The sequence below is a fragment of the Sorangiineae bacterium MSr12523 genome (assembly GCA_037157775.1).
Classification (GTDB): domain Bacteria; phylum Myxococcota_A; class Polyangia; order Polyangiales; family Polyangiaceae; genus Pendulispora; species Pendulispora brunnea.
This window is the reverse complement of the sequence record CP089982.1, coordinates 980,601-1,000,771: the sequence shown is the minus strand read 5'-3', so window position 1 is coordinate 1,000,771 and position 20,171 is coordinate 980,601. Positions and strand designations below refer to the sequence as shown.

Sequence of the window (20,171 nt, the reverse complement as noted above, 5' to 3'; positions counted from 1 at the left end):
CAAATTCTCGAAAAATCGATGCAGAATACTTGTAGGAGGGTATATGTTTCGTGGGATAATGTAACCCGAGCTCCCAGGTTACCCTCTCTTGCTTATGAAAGGCCGTTCCAGAATGCTTGGAACGAACCCACGGGGCAGCGTCGGCTATAAGTCGGTGCTTTCCCAAATCTAACGGACTGCGAGCGGTCCGGAGGGGGCCTCCTTCGAAGGTCGTGCGCGACCTTGAAGATGTTCCCCTACATAGGAGCTGGGAGGTGTTTCTTACCCTCTGCTCCGAGTCCGTGAGTCACTCCCGGGCGCTTACAGGGTCGGACGTGTGATTACGCCGTCCACCTTGCTCGCCGTCATTTAGCCGCAAGGAGCTGCGAAGATATGAAGTTGAATCTCCGGGGGGAGTCACTGCTTGCATATGCGGGCATTGTCACGGCAACTATCGCGCTTGGGTGTTCCTCGAGTGACAGCACCGCCGGGCGCACGTGCAACGCAGTGACGACGAGCGAAATTGTTTCGCGTCCAGCAGCACGACTTTTTTTGACGTCTGGACTGTTATCGAAGTTGAAGGCGCGTGCGTCCGCTAACGACGCCGCGTGGACCGCACTCAAAACGAAGTGCGATGCCTTGACGACCGCGACGATGAATCCGCCGAGCGGCACCGCTTATCCGAGCGGCAACGCCGTCGGACAGGGATATCAGGGTGAGGAATACCTCCCACCGATCATGTCCCTCGGCCTGTGCTACCGCGTGACCAACGATACGGCCGCGCAGCAAAATTACGGCGCCGCCGGCTCGCGCTTGCTCGAGGCCATGTCCACGCCCGCCGGCTCCGGTGGGCAACAGCCTTCGACGGACTCGGGATACGGTATTCGCAATTACGGCGTCGGTATGGCCTTTGGTTACGATTGGCTTTATCCCGCGCTCTCCTCGTCCACGCGGCAGCGGGTCATCGATTCGCTCAACACGTGGATCGACTGGTACGACGCATCTGGCTTCAGCCGTGACCAACCCATTGGCAACTATTTTGCCGGTTACCTCCTGGCAAAAACAGCGACCGCGCTCGCAACGGACGGCGAAAATTCCAAGGCGTCGGCCTACTTCGACGACGTGAATAGCCGCTTGTGGGGCAAGCTCGTGAAGCCTGCGTTCCAGCGCTCGATGGCCGGCGGCGGTTGGCCCGAAGGCTGGGGTTACGGACCGAAAGCGGTCCGCAGCGTGATCGAGTTTCTCTGGGCAGCGAAGACGGCCCGCAATCTCGATTGGATCAACGAAGTGCCGCAGGCGCGCGACCAAGCGAATTACCTTTCGTACTTCGCCTGGCCGTCGCTGAAGCACATGGATGATCAAGGCACCGTGCGCGCGGGCACCAACATCGCGCCGTCGGCGTCGCTGGCCTCGGCCATCGCGACGGTTCTCGGTGAATTGGGCGATGCGGCAGCGTCGCGTGCGCGCTCGTTCGCGGCGGACATCATTGCCACGAACGACGATCGTTCGCCGTGGCAGAAGTTCCTTTATTGGGACCCGTCCGCGGCCAAAGCGCCTTATCAAGATGCCAATCTTTCGTATTTGGCAAAGGGCCCCGGGCACGTGGCCATGCGCTCGGCGTGGAAAGCCGACGCGGTGTGGGGCGCGCTGGAAAGCGGCACGTACATCAATGCGCCGGACTCCGGCGAGCAGATGTTCAACCAGGGAAATTTGAGCATCACCGTGGGAGATGCTCCGGTGCTGGTGAACGGCACGGGGTGGATTCCGCAGGTGGCGGGAACGAACGGCGAAGACTTCGTTTACCAGGATTCGTGGGGTAAGAAGTCGCGCACGCTCTACAATACGTTCTTCGTTGCGGATTCGAACAATCCGTACAATCCCGGTCAGGCGGCCATGTCGCCGGACCAAGCGCAGACGCGCGTCGAGCGCTACGAAGAGGGTGGCCTCTACACGCGTGCTCGTGCGGCCGACGTCGAGCAGATGTACAAGGGCGGGTCGATCAAGAACTTCACACGCGACCTCGTGTATCTGCGCCCCGGCACGTTCGTGCTCTTCGATCGCACCAGCGTGGCTTCCGGCTCGTCCGACCAGTGGATGGCGTTCCACGTGCCGGCGGCCCCCGCCATCGTCACGACGGCCGGCGGCAAGCGCTTCGACGTCGCCGTGACCGGCTCCGCCGGAAGCGTGCACACGCTGCTTCCGCGCAATGCCAACGTGCAATCGGTGAGCTTGCCCGGTGGCGTGGTGCGCCTCGAGGAGCACTCGGCGGCTGGTGCCGATCAGCAGTGGCTCACGGTGATCAACGCCGGCGGCGCGGCGCCCGAACAAGTGCGCCTCTCGGCGGCCGATGGCAACGTGAGCGGCGGCAACGTCGTGGGTGTCTCCGTGCTGAGCGCACGCAATCAGGTGGTCCTCTTCCCCGGCGATGCCGCGGATACATCGACCACGAAGAACGCGCGTTACACGGTGAGGCAGAGCGCCGATGCGGATCACGTCCTCGTCGACGTGGCGCCCGGCAACTACTCCGTCACGGCCTCCGGCTCGGGTGGCAACCTCACCGTCGACGTGAAGCAAGGCGGCTCGCTGCAAGCTTCCGCCCAGGGTCAACTTTGCTATTCCGTGTCGATGTCGGGCGAGGTGAAAGCATGCCCCGCCGCGCCGGCCGCCGTCTCCATCACGGGAAAGACGACCGACCCAGCGTCCACTGGCGGTGGCAACACCGACGGCAGTTCGTCGGATTGTCCGTAGTTTAGGGTTTAGGGTCGAGGGTTTAGGGTTTAGGGAAGAGGAACTTCCCTGAACCCTTTTCTCATTTCTCCCCCTAAACCCTAAACCCTAAACCCTCTCTCTGGCGTATTGCGCGTTGTGCATTGGAGCCAATACCGCCATTCGTGCGCGCCTCCAACGAAATGTGGATCGTCTGGCCATCAGGGGGATGAACACCCTTCCCCGGCCCCCACACGGAGGACAATCAAAACATGAATCGACTTTCACCTTTGCTTGGGCTCGTATTTTCGTCCTTCGTCGTAGCGCTCTTGCAGCCCGGCTGCGCCGCTTCCGACTCGACCGAAACGGGCTCGGCGCCCCTTGCCGACAAACCTGGCAATGGGCAACAAGGCGGAGGCAGCACGGATTTTTGCAAGGGTGGCGGCGCGACGATCCCGCTCCCCGGCGGCGACCTGTGCACCGGCGATCTCGGCAAAAAGCTATTTCGATTTGCCACTTGCTCGTGCAAAACGACGAGTGTCGCAGGCGTGCTCACCACGGATTCATTCAATTCGAGCACGGGACAGGACAAGCGGAATGGCGCCTCCGTTGGCGCCAACGAGAAACTCACCGATATGGGCGGATACAGCATCGGTGGTTCGGTTTACGTCGGTAAAACCGGCGATGCGAACGGCATGGGCTTCCAAGGCGCCGGCGCAGGAAAGATCGCGTACGACATTTGGTCCGGCAAAGACGTGAGCCTCTCGGGCGTCGTCCAAGTCGGCCGCGACATCCATGCGACGGGCGACGTCTCGGCCCTCGGCATCGGCAGCGTGGGCGGCACGGCGCACTTGAGCGCCGGCAACTCGATCCATGGCTTCATGGGCGCCAAGACCGTGACCGAGAACGTCAACATCGAGAATCCCTGTGACTGCGAGAAGAAGGTCGATGTCCCGGCCATCGTCTCGAATTTCAAATCGACCAACGACAATGCGGTCGCGCACATCGACGCGAATACGTTCGCGAACCGCGCGGGCGTGCAGAGCATGACGTTGCCCTGCGGTAAGTACTATCTGTCGTCGGTGGGCGGATCGGGCGTCACCAAGATTCGCGCAGAGGGTCGCGTGGCCATGTTCGTCGCGGGCGACTTCAACGTCGCAGGCGCGTTCGACATCGACTTGGCCGATAATGCGGAGATCGACCTCTTCATCGCGGGCGACTTCAACGTCGCGGGCGCCACGGCGTTCGGCTCCGTCGCCAAGCCCTCCAAGGTGCGCGTCTACGTCGGCGGACAGAACTTCCGCTTCGCGGGCGCCATGGCCGTGGGCGGCAACTTCTACGCGCCGAATGCCACCGTCTCGCTGGCGAGCGCCTTCGCCATGTCAGGGTCCATCTTCGCGGACACCCTGCAAATGGGCGGTGCGTTCACCATTCATTATGACGAGGCCATCCTCGACACGCAGGGCTGCAAGCCCCCGCCGCCTCCCGGTGGCTGCAAGAACAGCGACGACTGCGGCGGCCAAGCGTGCGTGAACGGCACGTGCGGCGCATGCACGGTGGACGAGGACTGCAGCTCTCCGCTTTATTGCGTCGAGGGCAAGTGCGTGAACATCGTTCACTGATCCTTGCGTGACTTCTTCGCCTTGCTCTTGTTCGGCCCTTGAGGCTTCTGGAGCCAGTTCTCCACGACCTTGAGCACTTTGATGGAGTCGGTGTAGCGCAGCTCCATGTTTCGCAGCGTAGGCTCGTCCACCTGGGCGGTCGCCACGACCTGAAAGAGGTCGAGCCTCGCTGCGATGGAGATGCGGTTCTCGTCGACGACGGCCATGGCACGGCGCGAGTGACGGCGTACGCGCTGGTCGGGTTCGCGCACGATCATGTCGCGCACGGCGCGCGAGCGTGAGTCGATTTCACGCACGCCCTGGCTCAAGGCTTCGAGTCGCGTGTTGGTGGATGCCGGCTTCGCGGTTTGCGTTGCGCCCGCCGGCATCGTATCCGCTCGCCCGAGGCCCGGTGCGATGAGGGTCGCGCCTGTCAGAACTAGAACCGACAAAAACCTGGTGACGAACATGGGGCCCCCGCTCTCGCTCACCCATTTCGATGTGGCGAGGCAGGCCCCCGTGTCTCACCTTCAACGACGTATGGTCACCTTCTTCACCGGACGGGATTGTGCCAACGAAGGCGCGTGCGCCCCGGGTGCATCTTCCATCACGACCGTGGAGACCGGCTGCGAAGGCACCGGAGAAAGAGGCGTGGGGCCGCTCGGCGGGATCGCCGTTGCGGCCACTGCGGCGGCTGCCGCCTGTGCGCTCGTATCGCTGCCCTCGCCCTCGTCTTGGCTCACCGTGGGGAGCGGCGGCAGGAGTGCCACGTCGAAGCCGGGCGGCACGTTGTAGATCTCGGTGGTCGGCGGGTAGAAGTCTTTGTTCTTCTCGACCCGCTCTTTGCCGCCGCGGAAGCGAAGAACCCGCTCGCGCTCGATGCGATAGCCGAAGATGCCGTGCTGCTTGACGATGACCTTGTTGCCGGCGAGCGCCTTTTCCTCGACCTTGCGGGCGTACGGCAGGGTCTGCACCACGTCGCGGGAGAAGCTGACCGTGGCCGGCCGACTCTTGCCCAGCATGGCCACGCGCAGGCGATTCCCGTCGACCACCGCGTGAAGCACGATGGGAAATCGGAACGGGTTGCGAAGCTTCATGTCGACGACGGGGTAAACCACCGTGGCGTCGAGGCCCATGGGGATGTACGCGCTCGGACGCGAGTGCGGCAGGCGCTCCACGATGTCGAGCCCTGCGAAAAACGCTGCGGCATGAACGGTGGACGCCACTTGGCACGTGCCGCCGCCGACGCCCTCGACCATCTCGCCCTTGAAGATCTCCCAGCTCTTCTGGAAGCCGTTTTCCTCGCTGCGCTCGCCCACCACGTCGTTGAAGCTGACCAGCTCCCCCGGCGAAAGCACGAGGCCGTCGAGCTTGGCCGCCGCATTGTCGATGTTCTGTCCGCGGCGCGATTGATCTTTGTTGCGCGAGAAGTACGTGAGGTACTCGCTCATCACGGTGTGCACGTCGATGGTGCGCACGAAGTCGCTGGTGACCCGCGGGGCAAAGTTCTGCACGGGGAGAACGATTTTGGCGGGCAAACTCGACGGCGGGCCGGCCACGAGCTTGCTCAGCGCGGCGATGGTCGCGTCGAGATCGACGAAGTGACCCACCCGCTCCGGCACGACCGTCTGCTGTTCGACGTTGAGACGCGCGGAGATGGGGCCGACGTCTTCCTTTTCCTTGATGCGCTCGACGGCGGCGGCAACCGCATTCACGTCGACCTTTGGCAACAGCGGCACGTCGAGCTGACCGCGGCGGGCCCGGGCGCTTTCGTCGGCGCGGCGCAGAAGATCGCCCTCGTGGCCGATGGCGCGCGCGAGCTCGAGCGCGCGACCTTCGTCGACGCCGACCCCCAGTTGCCCGAGCGTGGTCTCCAGCGCGACGTGATCGTTCATCACGAGCGTGACTTTGCGCTCCGCCACGGAGCGTGCACGGGATGCCACGAACGAAGCGGCGTCACCTTCCGGCGCCATGCCATCGATGGTGAGCCCCGGCACGATCTCGTCCGACGGAAGAAAATGCCGATAGAGCGGAATCGACACCGCGCCAAGGCCGGCGAGCAGGCCCACGGCGAGGAGTGCGCGCGTCAACGTGGGAAAACGAAGGACCATCTTGTATCCAAAACGCCTGCACTATTATCCACCATTCCCGGGTCCGCTGCCGCATGGAAAGCGCTAGGCTCCTGCTGGAAACGATGGAAACCGCATGAAGATCGAACAATGCCTGCGAAGCCGACGCGTCGTCACGCCGGAAGGGGTGCGCGCCGCATGCGTGCACCTGGCGAAGGGGCGCATCGTCGCGGTGGAAAGCTGGGATGCCGTGCCCGACGGCTGTCCGGTGGAAGACGTGGGCGATCTCGTGCTCATGCCTGGCATCGTCGATACGCACGTGCACGTGAACGACCCCGGGCGGAGCGATTGGGAGGGCTTCGAAACGGCCACACGCGCTGCCGCCGCCGGCGGGGTGACGACGTTGATGGATATGCCGCTGAACAGCATTCCACCCACGACGTCGGTGGAAGGGCTTTTGGCCAAGCGCAAGGCCGCCGAAGGCCGAATCCGCGTCGACGTGGCCTTGTGCGGCGGGCTGGTGCCCGGCAATGCCAACGAGCTTGCGCGCATTTTCGATGCGGGTGCCTTTGCCTTCAAATGCTTTCTCGCGGAGTCGGGCGTCGATGAATTCGGCTATGTGAAGGAGGCCTATCTCGAGGTGGGCATGCGCCACCTGGCGGAGATTGGTGCGCCGCTCCTGGTGCATGCGGAGCTACCGGGGCCCTTGGAGGAGGCTGCCCCGCCCGAGCTTTCGCCGGAGGAGGCGCGCCGGTATGCGCATTACCTGGCCTCGCGCCCCAAGCGCGCCGAGGAAGAGGCGGTGGACATGGTCTTCCGGCTCGCGGAACGCTTCAAAACGCGCGCGCACATCGTGCATCTCTCGGCCGCCACGGCGCTGCCGATTCTTCGACGCGCGCGCGATGCATCTCTTCCTGTCAGCGCGGAAACGTGTCCGCATTACCTCTCGTTCGCCGCCGAGGAGGTGCCCGACGGCGCGACGAGCTACAAATGCGCCCCGCCCATCCGCGAGCGCGAAAACCGTGAAGTGCTCTGGGATGCGCTGCGCGAAGGCCTGCTCGATCAGGTGGTGACGGACCATTCGCCGGCGCCGGCCGATTTGAAATGCGTCGGCTCGGGCGACTTCATGCGCGCCTGGGGCGGCATCGCCTCGCTGCAATTGGGCCTGCCCGCGGTGTGGAGCGGCGCACGCGCGCGTGGCCGTTCGCTCGAGGACATCGCGCGCTGGATGTGCGAGGGACCGGCGCGCCTGGTGGGGATTTTCGGGCGAAAAGGTGCCATTCAGGCCGGCGCCGATGCCGATTTCGTGGTGTGGGATCCCGAGGCCACGTGGACCATCGAGGCCCCGCGGCTCGAACATCGGCACAAGATTACGCCGTACGAGGGGCGCTCGCTCCATGGCGTGGTCGTCGCTACGTATTTGCGGGGGGAGAAAATCTACCAGCGGGACCGCGAGGATCCCTTCCTTGGGACGCCGCGGGGAAGCTTGCTTGGACGAGGGAACGTATGACCGATTCGCAATTTACAGAGCTCATGGATCTGGCCGCGGAGCGATTGGGCGGCGCGGTGATCTACGCCAATGACGAGTTCTTCGCCGAGAAGGAGAATCTCCTCAAGGTCTCCAAACCCGTATTCATCGAGGGCAAATACACCGACCGCGGCAAATGGATGGACGGCTGGGAAACACGCCGGCGCCGCGTGCCCGGTCACGATTTCTGCATCGTGCGGCTCGGTCTGGCCGGCGTGGTGCGGGGCGTGGTGGTCGATACGGCGTTCTTCAAAGGCAATTATCCGGCGGCGTGCTCCATCGATGGGTGTGCCATGCCGGGGCGCCCCACCGGCGAAGAGCTCGCGTCGGAGTCCACGCCGTGGGTGGAAATTCTGCCCAAAACGATGCTGAACGGTGACACGCAAAACCTGTTCACCATCGACGCAGGGCTGCGTTTGACGCATTTGCGCTTTCACATTTACCCCGACGGCGGCGTCGCCCGCCTGCGGGTGCACGGCGACGTGCTCCCCTCCCCGCGTTGGGCCGGCCGGCCCGGCGCCGAGGTCGATCTGGCGGCCGCCGAGCATGGCGCACTGGTGCTCGCGTGCAATGACATGTTCTTCGGCTCGCGCCACAATTTGATCATGCCGGGCCGCGGCTTGAACATGGGCGATGGCTGGGAGACGAAACGCAGCCGCGCAGAAGGCCCGGATTGGGCCATCGTGCGCCTCGCCGCGGAAGGCACCGTCGAGCGCATCGAGGTGGATACGAATCATTTCAAAGGCAATTATCCCGATAGCTGCACCATACATGGGATTCTCGCCCAGCCGGGCGCCACCACCGAGGACCTTTTGGCCGATCCCTCGAAATGGCGCGAGATTTTGCCCCGCACCAAGCTGCAAGCGCACACGCGACACTTCTTCGAGGAGGAGCTCACCGGCGAGCGTGGCCCCTATTCGCATATCCGCCTCTCCATTTTTCCCGACGGCGGCGTGAGCCGCATGCGCGTGCACGGCACGGTGACGGAGGCCGGGCGTGAGGCGCTGGGGATTCGCCATTTGAACTACGCACCGGTCCCGGAGTTGGCCGCGCTGCTCACCAGCTGCTGCGGCGCACGTGCGTGGGTCGACAAGATGGTGACCCTGCGGCCTTACCGGGATCTCGCTACGCTGATCGCGCAGGCGCGGGACGTATGGCAGTCACTTGGAAAACAGGATTGGCTCGAGGCGTTTCGGCATCATCCGCGCATCGGTGGCGTGAAGGCGGAGGCCGCGACCAGCCAAACGGCAACCAGCTGGTCGAAGGGCGAACAGGCGCGCGTGGCGGATGCCAGTCGCACCACGCAGGAGGAACTGGCCCGGATCAATCGCGCCTACGAGGAGAAATTCGGCCATATTTACATCGTTTGCGCCACCGGAAAGAGCGCCGAGGAGATGCTCGCCATCGCGCAAGACCGGATGAAAAACGACGCTGACACCGAACTTTCCCGCGCGGCGGACGAACAGCGCAAAATCACGGAGATTCGGCTCGACAAGTTGGTCCGGGGTGGGTAGCGAGAAGCGATGAGCATCGGCATCACCACCCACGTTCTCGACACGGCCCGCGGGCGTCCGGCCGCGGGCGTCCCGATTCGATTGGAGCGGCGCACCACGCCTGACGCGTGGGCGGAACTCGGTCGCGGGGTGACCGATGCCGACGGGCGCCTGCGTGACCTATTGCGCGAACCGCTCACCGCCGGCGAATACCGTCTCACCTTCGACACGGAAACGTACTTCGACGCCACGGGCACGGCGGGGTTTTTCCGCGAAGTGCAGATTGCCTTCCTCGTGCGCGAAGCCGGCTCGCATCACCACGTGCCGCTGCTTTTGAGCCCATTCGGATATTCGACGTACCGCGGGAGCTGAAGCCCCGCTTTCGGGAGAGCCACTTTGGATTCGAATCTGCGAGAGCTTTTCGATTTGCTCATACGATGGGTGCACCTCATCGCGGGCATCATGTGGATTGGCAATTCCATGCTTTGGAATTGGCTGGATCGCAACCTGGAGTCCCGCGCCGATGCGCCCGAGGGCTTCGAGGGCGAAATCTGGCTCGTCCACAGCGGCGGCTTCTACCAAATGGAGAAGAAGCAGCTCGAGCCGAACCAGATGCCCAAAGTGCTCCACTGGTTCAAATGGCAGGCCTACAGCACGTGGATGAGCGGCTTTGCGCTGCTCTTGCTCGTCTATTACATGGGCGACGCCTCGTTTCTCGTGGATCCGGCGGTGGCCAAGCTCAGTCACGGCGCGGCCATGGCCATTGGACTGGGCACCTTGGCGGGGGGGTTTCTCGTCTACGATTTGATCTGGCGTTCGCCGCTGCGCACCAAAGAGCCGATTGCCATTGGCCTTTGCTTCGTGCTGCTCGCGGCCATCATTTATGGATTGAACCACCTTTTGAGCGGGCGCGCGGCGTTCATTCACATAGGCGCGCTGCTCGGCAGCATCATGGTGGGCAATGTCTTTTTCCACATCATGCCCTCGCAGCGCGAACTGATTGCGCTGACCAAGGCGGGAAAGAGGCAGGATGCCAAGCTTGGAAAGCACGCCAAGCAGCGCAGCATTCACAACAATTACATGACGTTTCCGGTGCTCTTCATCATGTTGAGCAACCATTTCCCCAGCACGTATGGCAATTCGCTCAATTGGGTCTTGCTGGCGGTACTCATGGTTTCGGGCGCACTGGTGCGCCATTTCATGAACATTCGCTTCTGGTGGCCCCATTGGGGCATCGCTCTCGTGGCCACGGTGGTCATTGGCGTGGGGACGACGTTTGCACTGATGACGCGCACTTCCGGGCCGCCGGTGCCGCAAGCTGCGATGGATACGCAGGAAAAGGTCGACTTTTCGGCCGTTCGGATTGTCATTCGGCAGCGCTGCGTGGCCTGCCATTCGGCCACCCCCACCGACGATCAATGGAAAGTGCCACCGAGCAATGTGACATTCGATACGCCCGAACAGATAAAAATGTATGCGGAGCGCATCAAAGCGCGGGCGGTCATCAACAAAACGATGCCATTTGGCAATAAGACCGGTATGACGCAGGAAGAACGCGACCTTCTGGCGCGTTGGTTTCTGCAGGGGAGCCCTGTCCAATAGGGACAATAGCGCAAGCGTTGGCGTAAAAAAGACTCCCTCTTTTCTGCCTGTTCGAGCGACGTGGCGGGCACCATGTCAACATGACTGGGAACCGACGGTGTAGGAGGCCTGCAAAGGCCACCCGCGCCTTCGTGAAGGGGGTCCGAAGATGGGCATTCGGGAAGTCCACGCGTTACAGTCCATGACGTTGCCGTGCGGTTTTTTCCGCGCGGCATTCGAGCAGGCAAACGATCCGATGCTGGCCGTGGGCAGCGACGGGCGCGTGCTGGAGGCCAATCGCTCGGCGTGCGACCTGTTCGCCATGTCACGCGAACAGATTTTGTGTCGCAGGATGGCCGACTTCGTGCGCCCCGTGCGCGAGGCGACGGAGGCTCCTTCGGAATCGGGCGGTTTTCCCAGCGCATCCAATCGCGAAAGCGTGTTCGTTCGGACGGATGGGAGCACCTACCCCCTGGAGGTAACCGTCTGGAGCGACGTCGAGCCCGACGTGCACCTGGTGATGGCGCGCGATCGACGGACGGCGAACAAGGCCCAGGAGAGCGAGACACATTGGCTTCGCGCCGACCGCCTGGCGACATTCGGCATGATTGCCGCGTCGATCGCGCACGAAGTGAACAATCCGCTCATGTACGCGATGACCAGCTTGCGCGTGGTGATGGATCACATGCCCGAGTGGGCAAGGCTTGCGGGAGGGCGCGCTTCGGACGATCTCGCAACGGCCATTGCGCGCGACATTCAGCCGCTCACCATTGCATTCGAGGGCATGGCGCGCATTGCCAACCTGGTGCGCGATCTGCGCGGCGCCTCGCGTGAGAGCGAGGAGCGATCCTACGTGGATTTGCGAGCCGTCGTCGAATCGTGCCTCAATCTGGCCCACGGCGAGCTCAAACAGCGGGCACGGGTGGTGCGCGATTATGGGGAGGAGGCATTGGTCTTCGGCAACGCCGGTCGATTGGGGCAGGTGTTTCTCAATCTGCTGGTCAACGCGGCCCAGGCCATTCCGGAGAGCCAGCGCGGCGGCGAGATTCAGATCGCGGTGCGGGCGGTGGACGACCATTGGGTGCGCGTGGAGGTCACCGACAATGGCGCGGGCATCGATCCTGGCGTGATGACGCGGATATTCGAGCCGTTTTACACGACGAAGCCGGCGTCCGAGGGCACGGGCCTGGGCCTGTACATCGCGCGCACCATCGTGCACGAGATGGGCGGCCGCATCGACGCGGAGAGCGCACTTGGCGCGGGCACCACGATGCGCGTCACCTTGCCGAGGCGCGCCGAGCGATAGCCTGCCGATTTCTCGTCGAATTTTGAGCCGTCGACGCGCGGCCGGGCCATACAGGGCACGCGCGCTTCGATGTCCCGTTCGTCCGATGCTTCTATTTCCTCGCGTGCCATAGGCGAAACCTATGCGGGGCTGCGCGTGCTTCCAGCCTTGGAGGCCCTCGAGGATGCGGCCCTCGTCGATGCGATGCGCTCGCAGGTGGCGCGGGCGCCCTCCGTGTTCTTCGACCGCTACGCGGCCACGGTGGAACGGCTGGTGACGCGCATTTTGGGGCCGGACGGCGATCGCGCCGACGTGGTGAACGAGGTTTTTCTGCGCGCGTTGGACCGACTCGATGACTTGATCGAGCCTTCGGGGCTGCGGCCATGGCTCTTGGCGGTGACCGTGCTCGTGGCGCGCGAACGAATCCGGAGCCGGCGAAGGGCACGCTGGCTCGAGCTGCGCCCTCAGCATCGATTGCCCGAGGTATCGGACGAGGGGAAGTCCGAGAGTGCAAACCAGGCGCGGGAAACGCTGCGGCGGGTGTATCGGGTGCTCGACCGGATGCCCGACGACGATCGCGTGCTCTTCGTCCTTCGATTCATCGAGCAGATGGACCTGGAGACCATGGCCAAGGTGCGCGGTGTGTCGCTGGCCACCGTCAAACGGCACCTGCAGCGGGCGGAGGAACGCTTTCATACCGCCGCCAAGCGAGATCCCGTGCTGGCCGACTTCATCGCGAGGATGCCACCATGAGTTGGTCCGACGAACTCGGTCGTCAGGTGAAGCGCGATCTCGATGTTCTCGCCCCGGGCGACGCCACGGTGGAGCGGGCAAGGGGTGCGTTCTTGGCCGCCCTGAAAGCCCGGCGCGGGCCGCGTCGATCACATGGCTGGGCGATTGCAGCGGCCATGGCTTCGGCGGCGGCGATCATCGCGATCTGGATGCAGACGCGGGTGCGGGCGCCACTCACGTTCACGATTCAGGCGGAACCGGGGATGGTCGGAGCTTGGATCGCTCCGCGCGTGGAGACGCCGTTGCATTTCTCCGATGGCACGTCCGTGGTTCTCTCGGCACGGGCGCGCGCGCGGGTGGTCGCGCTTCATGCGAACGGTGCAGATCTCGTTCTCGAGGACGGTGCCGCGCGCATCGCGGTGGTGCATCACGAGAACACCGCGTGGACCGTCCATGCGGGGCCGTTCGAGGTCGCGGTGCAAGGGACGCGCTTTCTCGCGGTCTGGGATGCGCCGTCTGCCGTGTTTCGCCTGGAGATGGAGGAAGGGAGTGTGCTCGTCACGGGCTGCCACGTGGAACCGCGGCGTGCGATCGCGGGCGAAAGGCTCGAGTGGGCTTGTCCCGAGGCGCGGAGCGAGGAAGCGCCGGCCGACGCGGGACCGGTCGCACAGGAAGACGTGGCGCAACGCGAGGTGGTGCACCACGAAGCGTGGCGGTCGCCGACTCGTGCGGAGGTACCGCGGGTGGCGGATGCGGAGGTCGAGTACGCGGAAATCGATGCCGCGGCGCCGCGGCTCACCTTGAGTCAGCGGTTTGCGCGCGGTGAGTACGCGGAGGCCTATGCGGAGATCGACGGCCGGTTCGACGAGGCGTGCGCACGCGCCGATGCGGAGGAGCTCGCGCTCATCGCCGATGCGGCGCGCCTGACCGGACATCTCGCGGAGGCGCGACGTGCGCTGCGCATCCTGCGGGCGCGTTTTGCGCGCTCGCACGAAGGCGTGGTCGCGTCATTTCATCTAGGCCGGATCGAGGCGGACGATGGGCACCCTGCGGAGGCGGCCGCGTGGTTCGAGCGCTACGTGTCGGAGGCGCCCGACGGTGAGCTTGCGCGCGAAGCACAGGGACGCCTGATCGAAGCGCTCACGCGCTCGGGCGATGCAGCCGGTGCGCGGGCCGCGGCCGAGCGCTATTTGAAGCTTTACCCGCGTGGTCCCCACGCACGCGTCGCCCGGGACGTCATCGGCACGCCGTGAGAATTGCTTTTGCTTCGTTCCTTGCGTGCGTGCTCCTCGTCCTGAGCAGCGCCGTCCATGCGGGGGGAAGGCCGATGGTGCTGGTCGCATCGGAACACGCCGACGTGCGCATGGCGCGCGCCGAGTCGGAGCTCGTGGCTGCCGGTCTCGCTGCACGCCGCTACCTCGCGCCGGTCGGCGAGAAGCTGGGCCCCGATGCGCTGCGGGAACAGGCCGATGCATCGGAGGTCGTGGCGGTGCTGGCCATCGTCGATGCCGGCATCGAGGTGTGGCTGCGTTCGAAGCACGATCACGGTCTTGTCTTCGTGGAGCTGGTCCGCGAGAAGGCCGGCGATCTCGTGGCCGTGCGCGCCGTGGAAATCGTGCGCGCGGCGGTACTCGATGATGCGCGGCCGCTCCCCGAGAAGGCGCCGCCCGCGACAGCGCCTCCGCCGAAGCCGAAAACAGCGCCCCCTTCCCTGCCGCACCTGACGGCCTTTGCCGGGTTCGGAGGTCTCGCCTCGCCGGGTGTCGGCGTCGGGTGGGGACTCGATCTTGCGGCGGCCATCCATGCCGACCATCACTTCGGCTTCGAGCTCGACGTTCACGCCCCCGTCATTCCGGCCGAGGTCACGCGCCCCGAAGGCTCCGCGCGCGTGCGCGTGACGATGCTCGGCGGCAGCATCGTGTACACGGCCTTGTCGCCGGAATACCGTGCGCGCCCGCATGTTCGCGTGGGGTTGTCGGCTGCGTTCCTCTCGGGCGAGGGCAGCGCCTTTCCGCCGTTCTTCGGCAACGCCGGGATGCTCGTGGCGCCCTTCGCTTGGGCCGGTGTCGGGACGGGCGTGCGTGTCTCGCATCGCGTGCACGTTCGCGGAGACATCGCCGTAGGGACCACTATGTCGACGATGCAGCTTTCCTTCGCCGGGCGAGGCCACGCCACGTGGGGCGAGCCGGCGCTGTTCGCGTCACTGGGAATCGAATTCCATTTCGGAGAAGAAAGATGAGCCGTTCGATACCGCGCCGGTCATCTCGGGTTATGCGTGTGCTCTTGTTCTTCATTTCGTTCATCGTTCTCGCGTCAGCCTGCGGCGGCACCCTCGACGTGGTCAGCGGAGGCCCCGACGGCGGCGCCGCGGACAGCTCGACGCCGGATGGCGGGCCACCCGATGGCGCCTCGCCCGACATCGAGTGGTCGCGCCAGGTAACCCTCACCCGAGACGAAGCGGAACTCCGCGCAGGGCTAGGCAGGGTTCTCGCAGGGAACGAGACGACCATCGTGAGCGCGCGCACGCTCGACCGCGGGTGGTCACTCTACGAGGGCACCACCGTCATCGTCACCTTCGAACGACGCGATGATACCTGGGTACGCATGCCCGAGCTCTCGCTCGAGCGCAAGGTGGAGGTGAACGCACTCGCACTGCATGGTGATATCCTTTTCGTTTCGTACGCCGTGTGGGGCCATGGGGGCTACGACCACCAAGGCGTGCTCCGTTTTCGTCGTGACGGGACGCGATGGATGCCAATGGCGGACCTCCTTCCATTGGCCGAGCAGCGGATATGCGCACTCGCCGTCAACGAAGATGGTCGCGCGCTCATTCGCTACGAGTCGGGCATGCTCGAAATTTATGACACGTCCAGCGTGGCTCCGAAAAAAGAGTATGCCGGGTCCTTCATTTGGAAAGGCCGTTCGGAGCGTGCTTGCCCCGCGGACTTTTCGCATGGAGTCGCGGCCATCACCACGGAGACGGATGGGAACCCCCCATTGTCCGACCTCGTTACGGTCGAGCGAAAGGATGGCCAATGGACACCGCACATTCAACGCTTCCAAGGCGTCCTGCACGACCTTGCCTTCGCGGGCGATGAATTGGCCGTCGTCGAGGCAAAAGTCGACGGCGAGCCCGTAGCGCTTGCGGTCTACGCAAAGGATACGACCGAAACCTGGGTGCATCGCGAAGACGTCATCTCCAAACGCTACCTTTGCGGGCAGTGCTCCGTCGCAGCACGAGGCTCGCAGATCCTCTTTGGTTACGACTCCCTCGAGACGACGCTTTTCGAGAAGAAGGACGGCAAGTGGAGCGAGACGCGAAGCTTTCCCGCCCCTCCGGAAAGTGCGCCCTATTCGATGGGGTATGGCTATACGCTGGCCCTGATGGGCGAGGATGTCTTGCTCGGGGCCGAATATGCGACGGTGACGGCCCAAGAGGAAGGCGCCATCTACCTCTACGAGCGAGGCTACGCCGGCGGAAAGTACGACGATGCTTACAAGCGCACCCTTTCCGCGAGCCCGACGTATCAATTCGGAAGTCAGGTGGCCTTTAGCCGACAGGAGATGCTCGTAGCCGACAACACGAAAGTGTTCGTGTACGACCTCGATGCGCAGGGGAATCCGGTCTACCGCGATGCCTTCAAGCACCAGAAGTCCGAGGTATCCAGGGCCACCGTCGCCAATGATGATACGCTGGTCTCGACCGTATACACCTCGAAGGACCTGTACGTGCGGCGGCGTCTCGAGGATGGGCACTGGGGCCCGAGTGAAATGTTGAAGGCAACGGTTCCCGTCCCTCGCGAAGGTGGAACGGACTTGGCCATCGACGACGACACGATTGCGGAGCTCGTACCTTGGCACTGGCCCTGGCCGCCTCCGGTCGAACATTATGTCCCCGTCTTTCGCCGAACGGCCTCGGGCTACACGCAGGAAGCCGTGCTGAATGTCCCCACCCCCGAGTCGGGAAAATACACGGGGCGCGACGTGCTATCGCTCTCCAAGGGTCGGATTCTCGTCGCAGGCCAACATGCGGAAACGGCTCGCGTCTACGTGCGCGATCCGGCTGGACAATGGTCCGTCGAATCGGACCTCGCGCTGTCGAAAGGCGCGGACGTTTACACGGCGGGCGCCATCGACGGCGATCGCCTCGTGCTGGTCGCCCTCACCGACGAGGCGCGCTACTACGCCGCCTATGTCTTCGAGCGGAACGGATCCACATGGCGCGAGACCGCGCGCATTCGGCAACCGCCGCGCGACTATTACCATGGCGCGGCGCTTTCGGGAGACTACCTCGCCGTCAAGGGCAACCTCGGCGTCCACCTATACCGGTGGCAGAAAGGCGAATGGACCTTGCAACGACGCATCGCGGGAGAGCAAAGCGAAGGGAGCGCTCTCTTGTTTTGGCGAGATCGTCTGGCGGTGGGGGTGCCCAACGAAAACATCGCACGGCAGAGCGGCTCCGGCGCCGCGTACCTCTTTTACCGCTGAGGAGCGGGGAAGAACGAGCGACTGCGGATTTGCGCGATGCTGAGGCCCGTGGCTTGGGCCTCGTCCTCGGTGATGGCGCCGCAGTGAAGGCCGCGTAGGAAAAAGTTGAGCAAGCCTTGGCCCGTGGCGGCGTCGTCGAAGACGTCGCCGACCAAGGTGGCCTGTGCGGCTTTCTGGACGAAATTTTTCAAGCGCTCCGAGGCCGCGGGCAGCGACTCGAGGAAGAAGGAGTAGACGGCGGCGTAGCGCGTGGGGAGCTGTGCGGGATGCAAGTCCCAGCCTTGGTAGAAGCCACCCTCGAGGGAGCGGCGCGTATGGCGCATGTGGAGCTTCCATGCATCATGCACGCTTTGAGCGTCGCCCACGGGGAGGATATTCGTGGCGCCGTCGGAAAGCCATATGCCGGTGCCGGCGAGGCTGACCTGCATGACGTGTTTGGCGAAGTCGCACGCCGGGTGATCCATGCGCTGATGCGCGGCGGTGATGCCGCAGCTCGCGGTGTAATCGTAGGTGCCGAGATGCGCGGCGATGCAGCGGCCACGCGCGGCCTCGATCAAGGCCGGCAATGCGGCGCGCCCGGAGGCGTCGAGGATGGCCTGCGTCTGCTCGATCATGATCTCGAACACGAGCGCGCCGGAAGGCAAACCGAGGCGCGATTCCAGGAGCTCGAGCGCGTCCGCCATCGCGGCCACCTGCTCGGGCACCTGCACTTTGGGCAAGGTCGTAACGTAATTCGGCGGAAGCACGCCGCCGGTGGCCTCGAGCAGCGCGGTGAGAAAGCCGTCGAGCGTGCGCAGCGCCCGCGTGTGCGATTCCTCCGTGAGCGGCTTGATGCGGATGCCGATGAACGGCGGCAACGTTCCCGCCGCGAGGCCCTTGGCCATCTCGCCGGCGGCGGCCACGGCATGCTGGTCTTCCTCCGCATCCGCGCGCACGCCGTAGCCGTCCTCGAAGTCGATGCGGAAGTCCTCCACGGGCTCGCGGCGCAATTTTTCCTGCACGCGCGCATACACCGTTTCGGCGAGCGCCTCTTGCAAACCAATGGCGCGCGCAAAGGCCCCCGCATCCGGCGCATGCTTGGCCAGCGCCCCAAGGGCCAACTCACCCAGGCGCGGCGCCGTGCCCGCACGAAAGAGGTGCGCGCCACCGTACACCGTGTGCACGGGCTGGCGCGCATTTCGCTCGCCGGGGTAGCGCTGCGCAAAGGCTTGGTTGGCCTGGTGCAGCCTCGAACGAATCGGGGCCAGCGCTTCCTCCGCGAGGCTCGTTTTCACTTGGCCTGGCTCAAGGCGCGGCGCACCACACTGCGCGCAACGTGCATGCGGTACTCGCCGGTGCTGCGCACGTCGTCGATGGGGCGGATGTCTCGCGCGAGCGCCGCGTCCACCTCGTCGGCCTTCACCGATGCGAGCGCACGGCCCTCGAGGTAAGCCTGCACCTGCGAGAGCGGGTGCGTCGTCGCTGCCACGGATGCCATGCCGAAACGGGCGTGACGGATCGTGCCGTCCTGCACCTCGATGACGCTGGCCAGCGCCACCTTGGAGATGGACTGCGCCTGCCGCGTGCCGACCTTGCGCCAGATGACGCTTGCCGTCGCCGGATCGGGCACGCGCACATCCATGCGAACAATGAGCTCCTCCGCGCGCATCACCGTCTTGCGGTACCCCGTGAAGAACTGCGTGAGCGGCACGATGCGCTCCTCGCCCTTCGCCGAACCGCCCACCTTCGGCGCCGACAAAAGGTGCACATTCGCGTCGAGCGCCATCAGCGCCGCGACCCCGTCGGCCGCAGGCGATGCAGTGGCGATGTTCCCCGCGAGGGTGCCGCGCGTTTGAATCTGCACCGCGCCCACGTCCTTGGACATCTCCGCGAGCATCGGGATCTTCTGCAGCACCAGTGGGTCCTGCCGAAGGTCCCAATACGTTACGCCACCGGCGAATACGAGCCGATCGCGGTCGACGGAAAACTCGCGCTCGATGGTGCGAAACCCCTCGATGCGCGTGACGTCCACCACGAGATCCACCGCGTGGGCGCGATCCACCGGGAGCAGATGCCGGTCGACGATCACGTCCGTACCGCCCGCGAGCACCATCGTCGAGCGATGGTTCGCCGCGGCCTCTGCCAGTGCCTTCACCGCCTCGACGGCGGTCTTCGGTCGAATGAGCTCCGTTGCCTCGAGCCCCGCTGGAGCATGCGCCGCGCGCGGAAGCTTTGCCGTGGACTGAAGCATCAGGTTGCCCCCGTGCTCGAGTGCTGCGTGGCCACCTTCGCCGCATGCAAGATCGCATCGACGATGCGCTGATAGCCCGTGCACCGGCAGATGTTGCCGGCAATGGCATCGCGCACCTGGTCTTCCGTCGGATTGCGATTGGCGCGCAAGAGCGCCTCGGCCGCGACGAGCATGCCCGGCGTGCAAATACCGCATTGCGCGCCGCCGTCTTCGACGAAACAGCGCTGCAACGTGGAAAGCGCGCCGCTGGGATCGTGAAGGCCCTCGACGGTGGTGAGGGCCTGGCCCTCGCATTGGCCGGCGGCCACCAGGCACGAGTTCACCGGAACGCCGTCGAGAAGCACGGTGCAGGCGCCGCACTCACCCTCGCCACAGCCTTCCTTCGTTCCCGTGAGGCCCATGGGGCCGCGCAGCACATCGAGCAAGCGCGCGAGCGGCGGAGCCTCCACCTCGCGGGCCACTCCGTTGACAGTCATTCG

The 20,171-nt window shown here is 64.6% G+C and carries 16 protein-coding genes; 11 read left to right on the top strand and 5 right to left on the bottom strand.

Going from position 1 to position 20,171, the window contains the following annotated elements:
* Positions 1-618: 618 nt before the first annotated feature.
* On the top strand, positions 619-2,727 hold the full coding sequence (locus tag LZC95_04280; GenBank protein WXA96056.1) for a hypothetical protein: 2,109 nt from the start codon (positions 619-621) through the stop codon (positions 2,725-2,727).
* A 230-nt stretch (positions 2,728-2,957) separates the two neighbouring features.
* Positions 2,958-4,307 carry a hypothetical protein gene (locus LZC95_04275; protein ID WXA96055.1) on the top strand — a complete coding sequence of 450 codons (1,350 nt, stop codon included), beginning with the start codon at positions 2,958-2,960 and terminating at the stop codon, positions 4,305-4,307.
* Here the strand turns inward: LZC95_04275 and LZC95_04270 are convergent.
* Both LZC95_04270 and LZC95_04265 read right to left on the bottom strand, forming a co-directional pair.
* Positions 4,301-4,756 (bottom strand): hypothetical protein, encoded by a 456-nt coding sequence (locus LZC95_04270; protein WXA96054.1) that lies wholly within the window; start codon positions 4,754-4,756, stop codon positions 4,301-4,303. The two genes, LZC95_04275 and LZC95_04270, sit on opposite strands and share 7 nt — an antisense overlap.
* Before the next feature lie 60 nt (positions 4,757-4,816).
* Complete coding sequence (locus LZC95_04265; GenBank protein WXA96053.1) at positions 4,817-6,397, bottom strand: VanW family protein; 1,581 nt, start codon at positions 6,395-6,397, stop codon at positions 4,817-4,819.
* Between the two features lie 94 nt (positions 6,398-6,491).
* Here LZC95_04265 and allB point away from each other — a divergent pair, with 94 nt between their 5' ends.
* The 9 genes from allB (at position 6,492) to LZC95_04220 (ending at position 17,462) form a co-directional block, all read left to right on the top strand.
* Positions 6,492-7,865: an allantoinase AllB gene (gene allB, locus LZC95_04260; protein ID WXA96052.1), complete on the top strand. Its 1,374-nt coding sequence runs from the start codon at positions 6,492-6,494 to the stop codon at positions 7,863-7,865.
* Complete coding sequence (gene alc / locus LZC95_04255; protein WXA96051.1) at positions 7,862-9,397, top strand: allantoicase; 1,536 nt, start codon at positions 7,862-7,864, stop codon at positions 9,395-9,397. Before allB ends, alc begins: the two co-directional genes overlap by 4 nt.
* 9 nt (positions 9,398-9,406) lie before the next feature.
* A complete protein-coding gene (gene uraH, locus LZC95_04250) occupies positions 9,407-9,748 on the top strand; it encodes a hydroxyisourate hydrolase (GenBank protein WXA96050.1) in 342 nt (113 codons plus the stop codon).
* Positions 9,749-9,772: 24 nt separating this feature from the next.
* Entirely contained in the window at positions 9,773-10,978 is a 1,206-nt protein-coding gene (locus tag LZC95_04245) for a urate hydroxylase PuuD (GenBank protein WXA96049.1), read from the top strand.
* Between the two features lie 148 nt (positions 10,979-11,126).
* Positions 11,127-12,263: an ATP-binding protein gene (locus tag LZC95_04240; GenBank protein ID WXA96048.1), complete on the top strand. Its 1,137-nt coding sequence runs from the start codon at positions 11,127-11,129 to the stop codon at positions 12,261-12,263.
* Between the two features lie 69 nt (positions 12,264-12,332).
* Entirely contained in the window at positions 12,333-12,995 is a 663-nt protein-coding gene (locus LZC95_04235; GenBank protein ID WXA96047.1) for a sigma-70 family RNA polymerase sigma factor, read from the top strand.
* Positions 12,992-14,227, top strand: a complete 1,236-nt coding sequence (locus LZC95_04230) for a FecR domain-containing protein (protein ID WXA96046.1) — start codon at positions 12,992-12,994, stop codon at positions 14,225-14,227. Before LZC95_04235 ends, LZC95_04230 begins: the two co-directional genes overlap by 4 nt.
* A complete protein-coding gene (locus LZC95_04225; protein WXA96045.1) occupies positions 14,224-15,213 on the top strand; it encodes a hypothetical protein in 990 nt (329 codons plus the stop codon). Before LZC95_04230 ends, LZC95_04225 begins: the two co-directional genes overlap by 4 nt.
* A 32-nt stretch (positions 15,214-15,245) precedes the next feature.
* A complete protein-coding gene (locus LZC95_04220; GenBank protein ID WXA96044.1) occupies positions 15,246-17,462 on the top strand; it encodes a hypothetical protein in 2,217 nt (738 codons plus the stop codon).
* On the opposite strand, the gene LZC95_04215 is transcribed toward LZC95_04220, so the two are convergent.
* From LZC95_04215 to LZC95_04205, 3 genes are read right to left on the bottom strand one after another with little or no spacing between them, the layout of a single operon-like run.
* The gene (locus LZC95_04215) at positions 17,453-18,736 is read right to left on the bottom strand and encodes a phosphoenolpyruvate kinase (protein WXA96043.1); all 1,284 of its coding nucleotides are present in this window, start codon (positions 18,734-18,736) and stop codon (positions 17,453-17,455) included. The genes LZC95_04220 and LZC95_04215 overlap by 10 nt on opposite strands.
* Positions 18,733-19,692, bottom strand: a complete 960-nt coding sequence (locus tag LZC95_04210) for an FAD binding domain-containing protein (GenBank protein WXA96042.1) — start codon at positions 19,690-19,692, stop codon at positions 18,733-18,735. Before LZC95_04210 ends, LZC95_04215 begins: the two co-directional genes overlap by 4 nt.
* Positions 19,692-20,168, bottom strand: coding sequence for a (2Fe-2S)-binding protein (locus LZC95_04205; protein ID WXA96041.1), 477 nt, complete (start codon positions 20,166-20,168; stop codon positions 19,692-19,694). The genes LZC95_04210 and LZC95_04205 overlap by 1 nt, the downstream gene beginning before the upstream one ends.
* Between the last annotated feature and the right edge of the window lie 3 nt (positions 20,169-20,171).

Coding starts and splice junctions, on each gene's coding strand:
- LZC95_04205 (WXA96041.1), bottom strand. CDS start 20,168: ATGACTGTCAACGGAGTGGCCCGCGAGGTGGAGGCTCCGCCGCTCGCG.
- LZC95_04235 (WXA96047.1), top strand. CDS start 12,333: ATGTCCCGTTCGTCCGATGCTTCTATTTCCTCGCGTGCCATAGGCGAA.
- LZC95_04210 (WXA96042.1), bottom strand. CDS start 19,692: ATGCTTCAGTCCACGGCAAAGCTTCCGCGCGCGGCGCATGCTCCAGCG.
- uraH (WXA96050.1), top strand. CDS start 9,407: ATGAGCATCGGCATCACCACCCACGTTCTCGACACGGCCCGCGGGCGT.
- LZC95_04230 (WXA96046.1), top strand. CDS start 12,992: ATGAGTTGGTCCGACGAACTCGGTCGTCAGGTGAAGCGCGATCTCGAT.
- LZC95_04265 (WXA96053.1), bottom strand. CDS start 6,397: ATGGTCCTTCGTTTTCCCACGTTGACGCGCGCACTCCTCGCCGTGGGC.
- LZC95_04270 (WXA96054.1), bottom strand. CDS start 4,756: ATGTTCGTCACCAGGTTTTTGTCGGTTCTAGTTCTGACAGGCGCGACC.
- LZC95_04220 (WXA96044.1), top strand. CDS start 15,246: ATGCGTGTGCTCTTGTTCTTCATTTCGTTCATCGTTCTCGCGTCAGCC.
- LZC95_04240 (WXA96048.1), top strand. CDS start 11,127: ATGGGCATTCGGGAAGTCCACGCGTTACAGTCCATGACGTTGCCGTGC.
- LZC95_04275 (WXA96055.1), top strand. CDS start 2,958: ATGAATCGACTTTCACCTTTGCTTGGGCTCGTATTTTCGTCCTTCGTC.
- allB (WXA96052.1), top strand. CDS start 6,492: ATGAAGATCGAACAATGCCTGCGAAGCCGACGCGTCGTCACGCCGGAA.
- alc (WXA96051.1), top strand. CDS start 7,862: ATGACCGATTCGCAATTTACAGAGCTCATGGATCTGGCCGCGGAGCGA.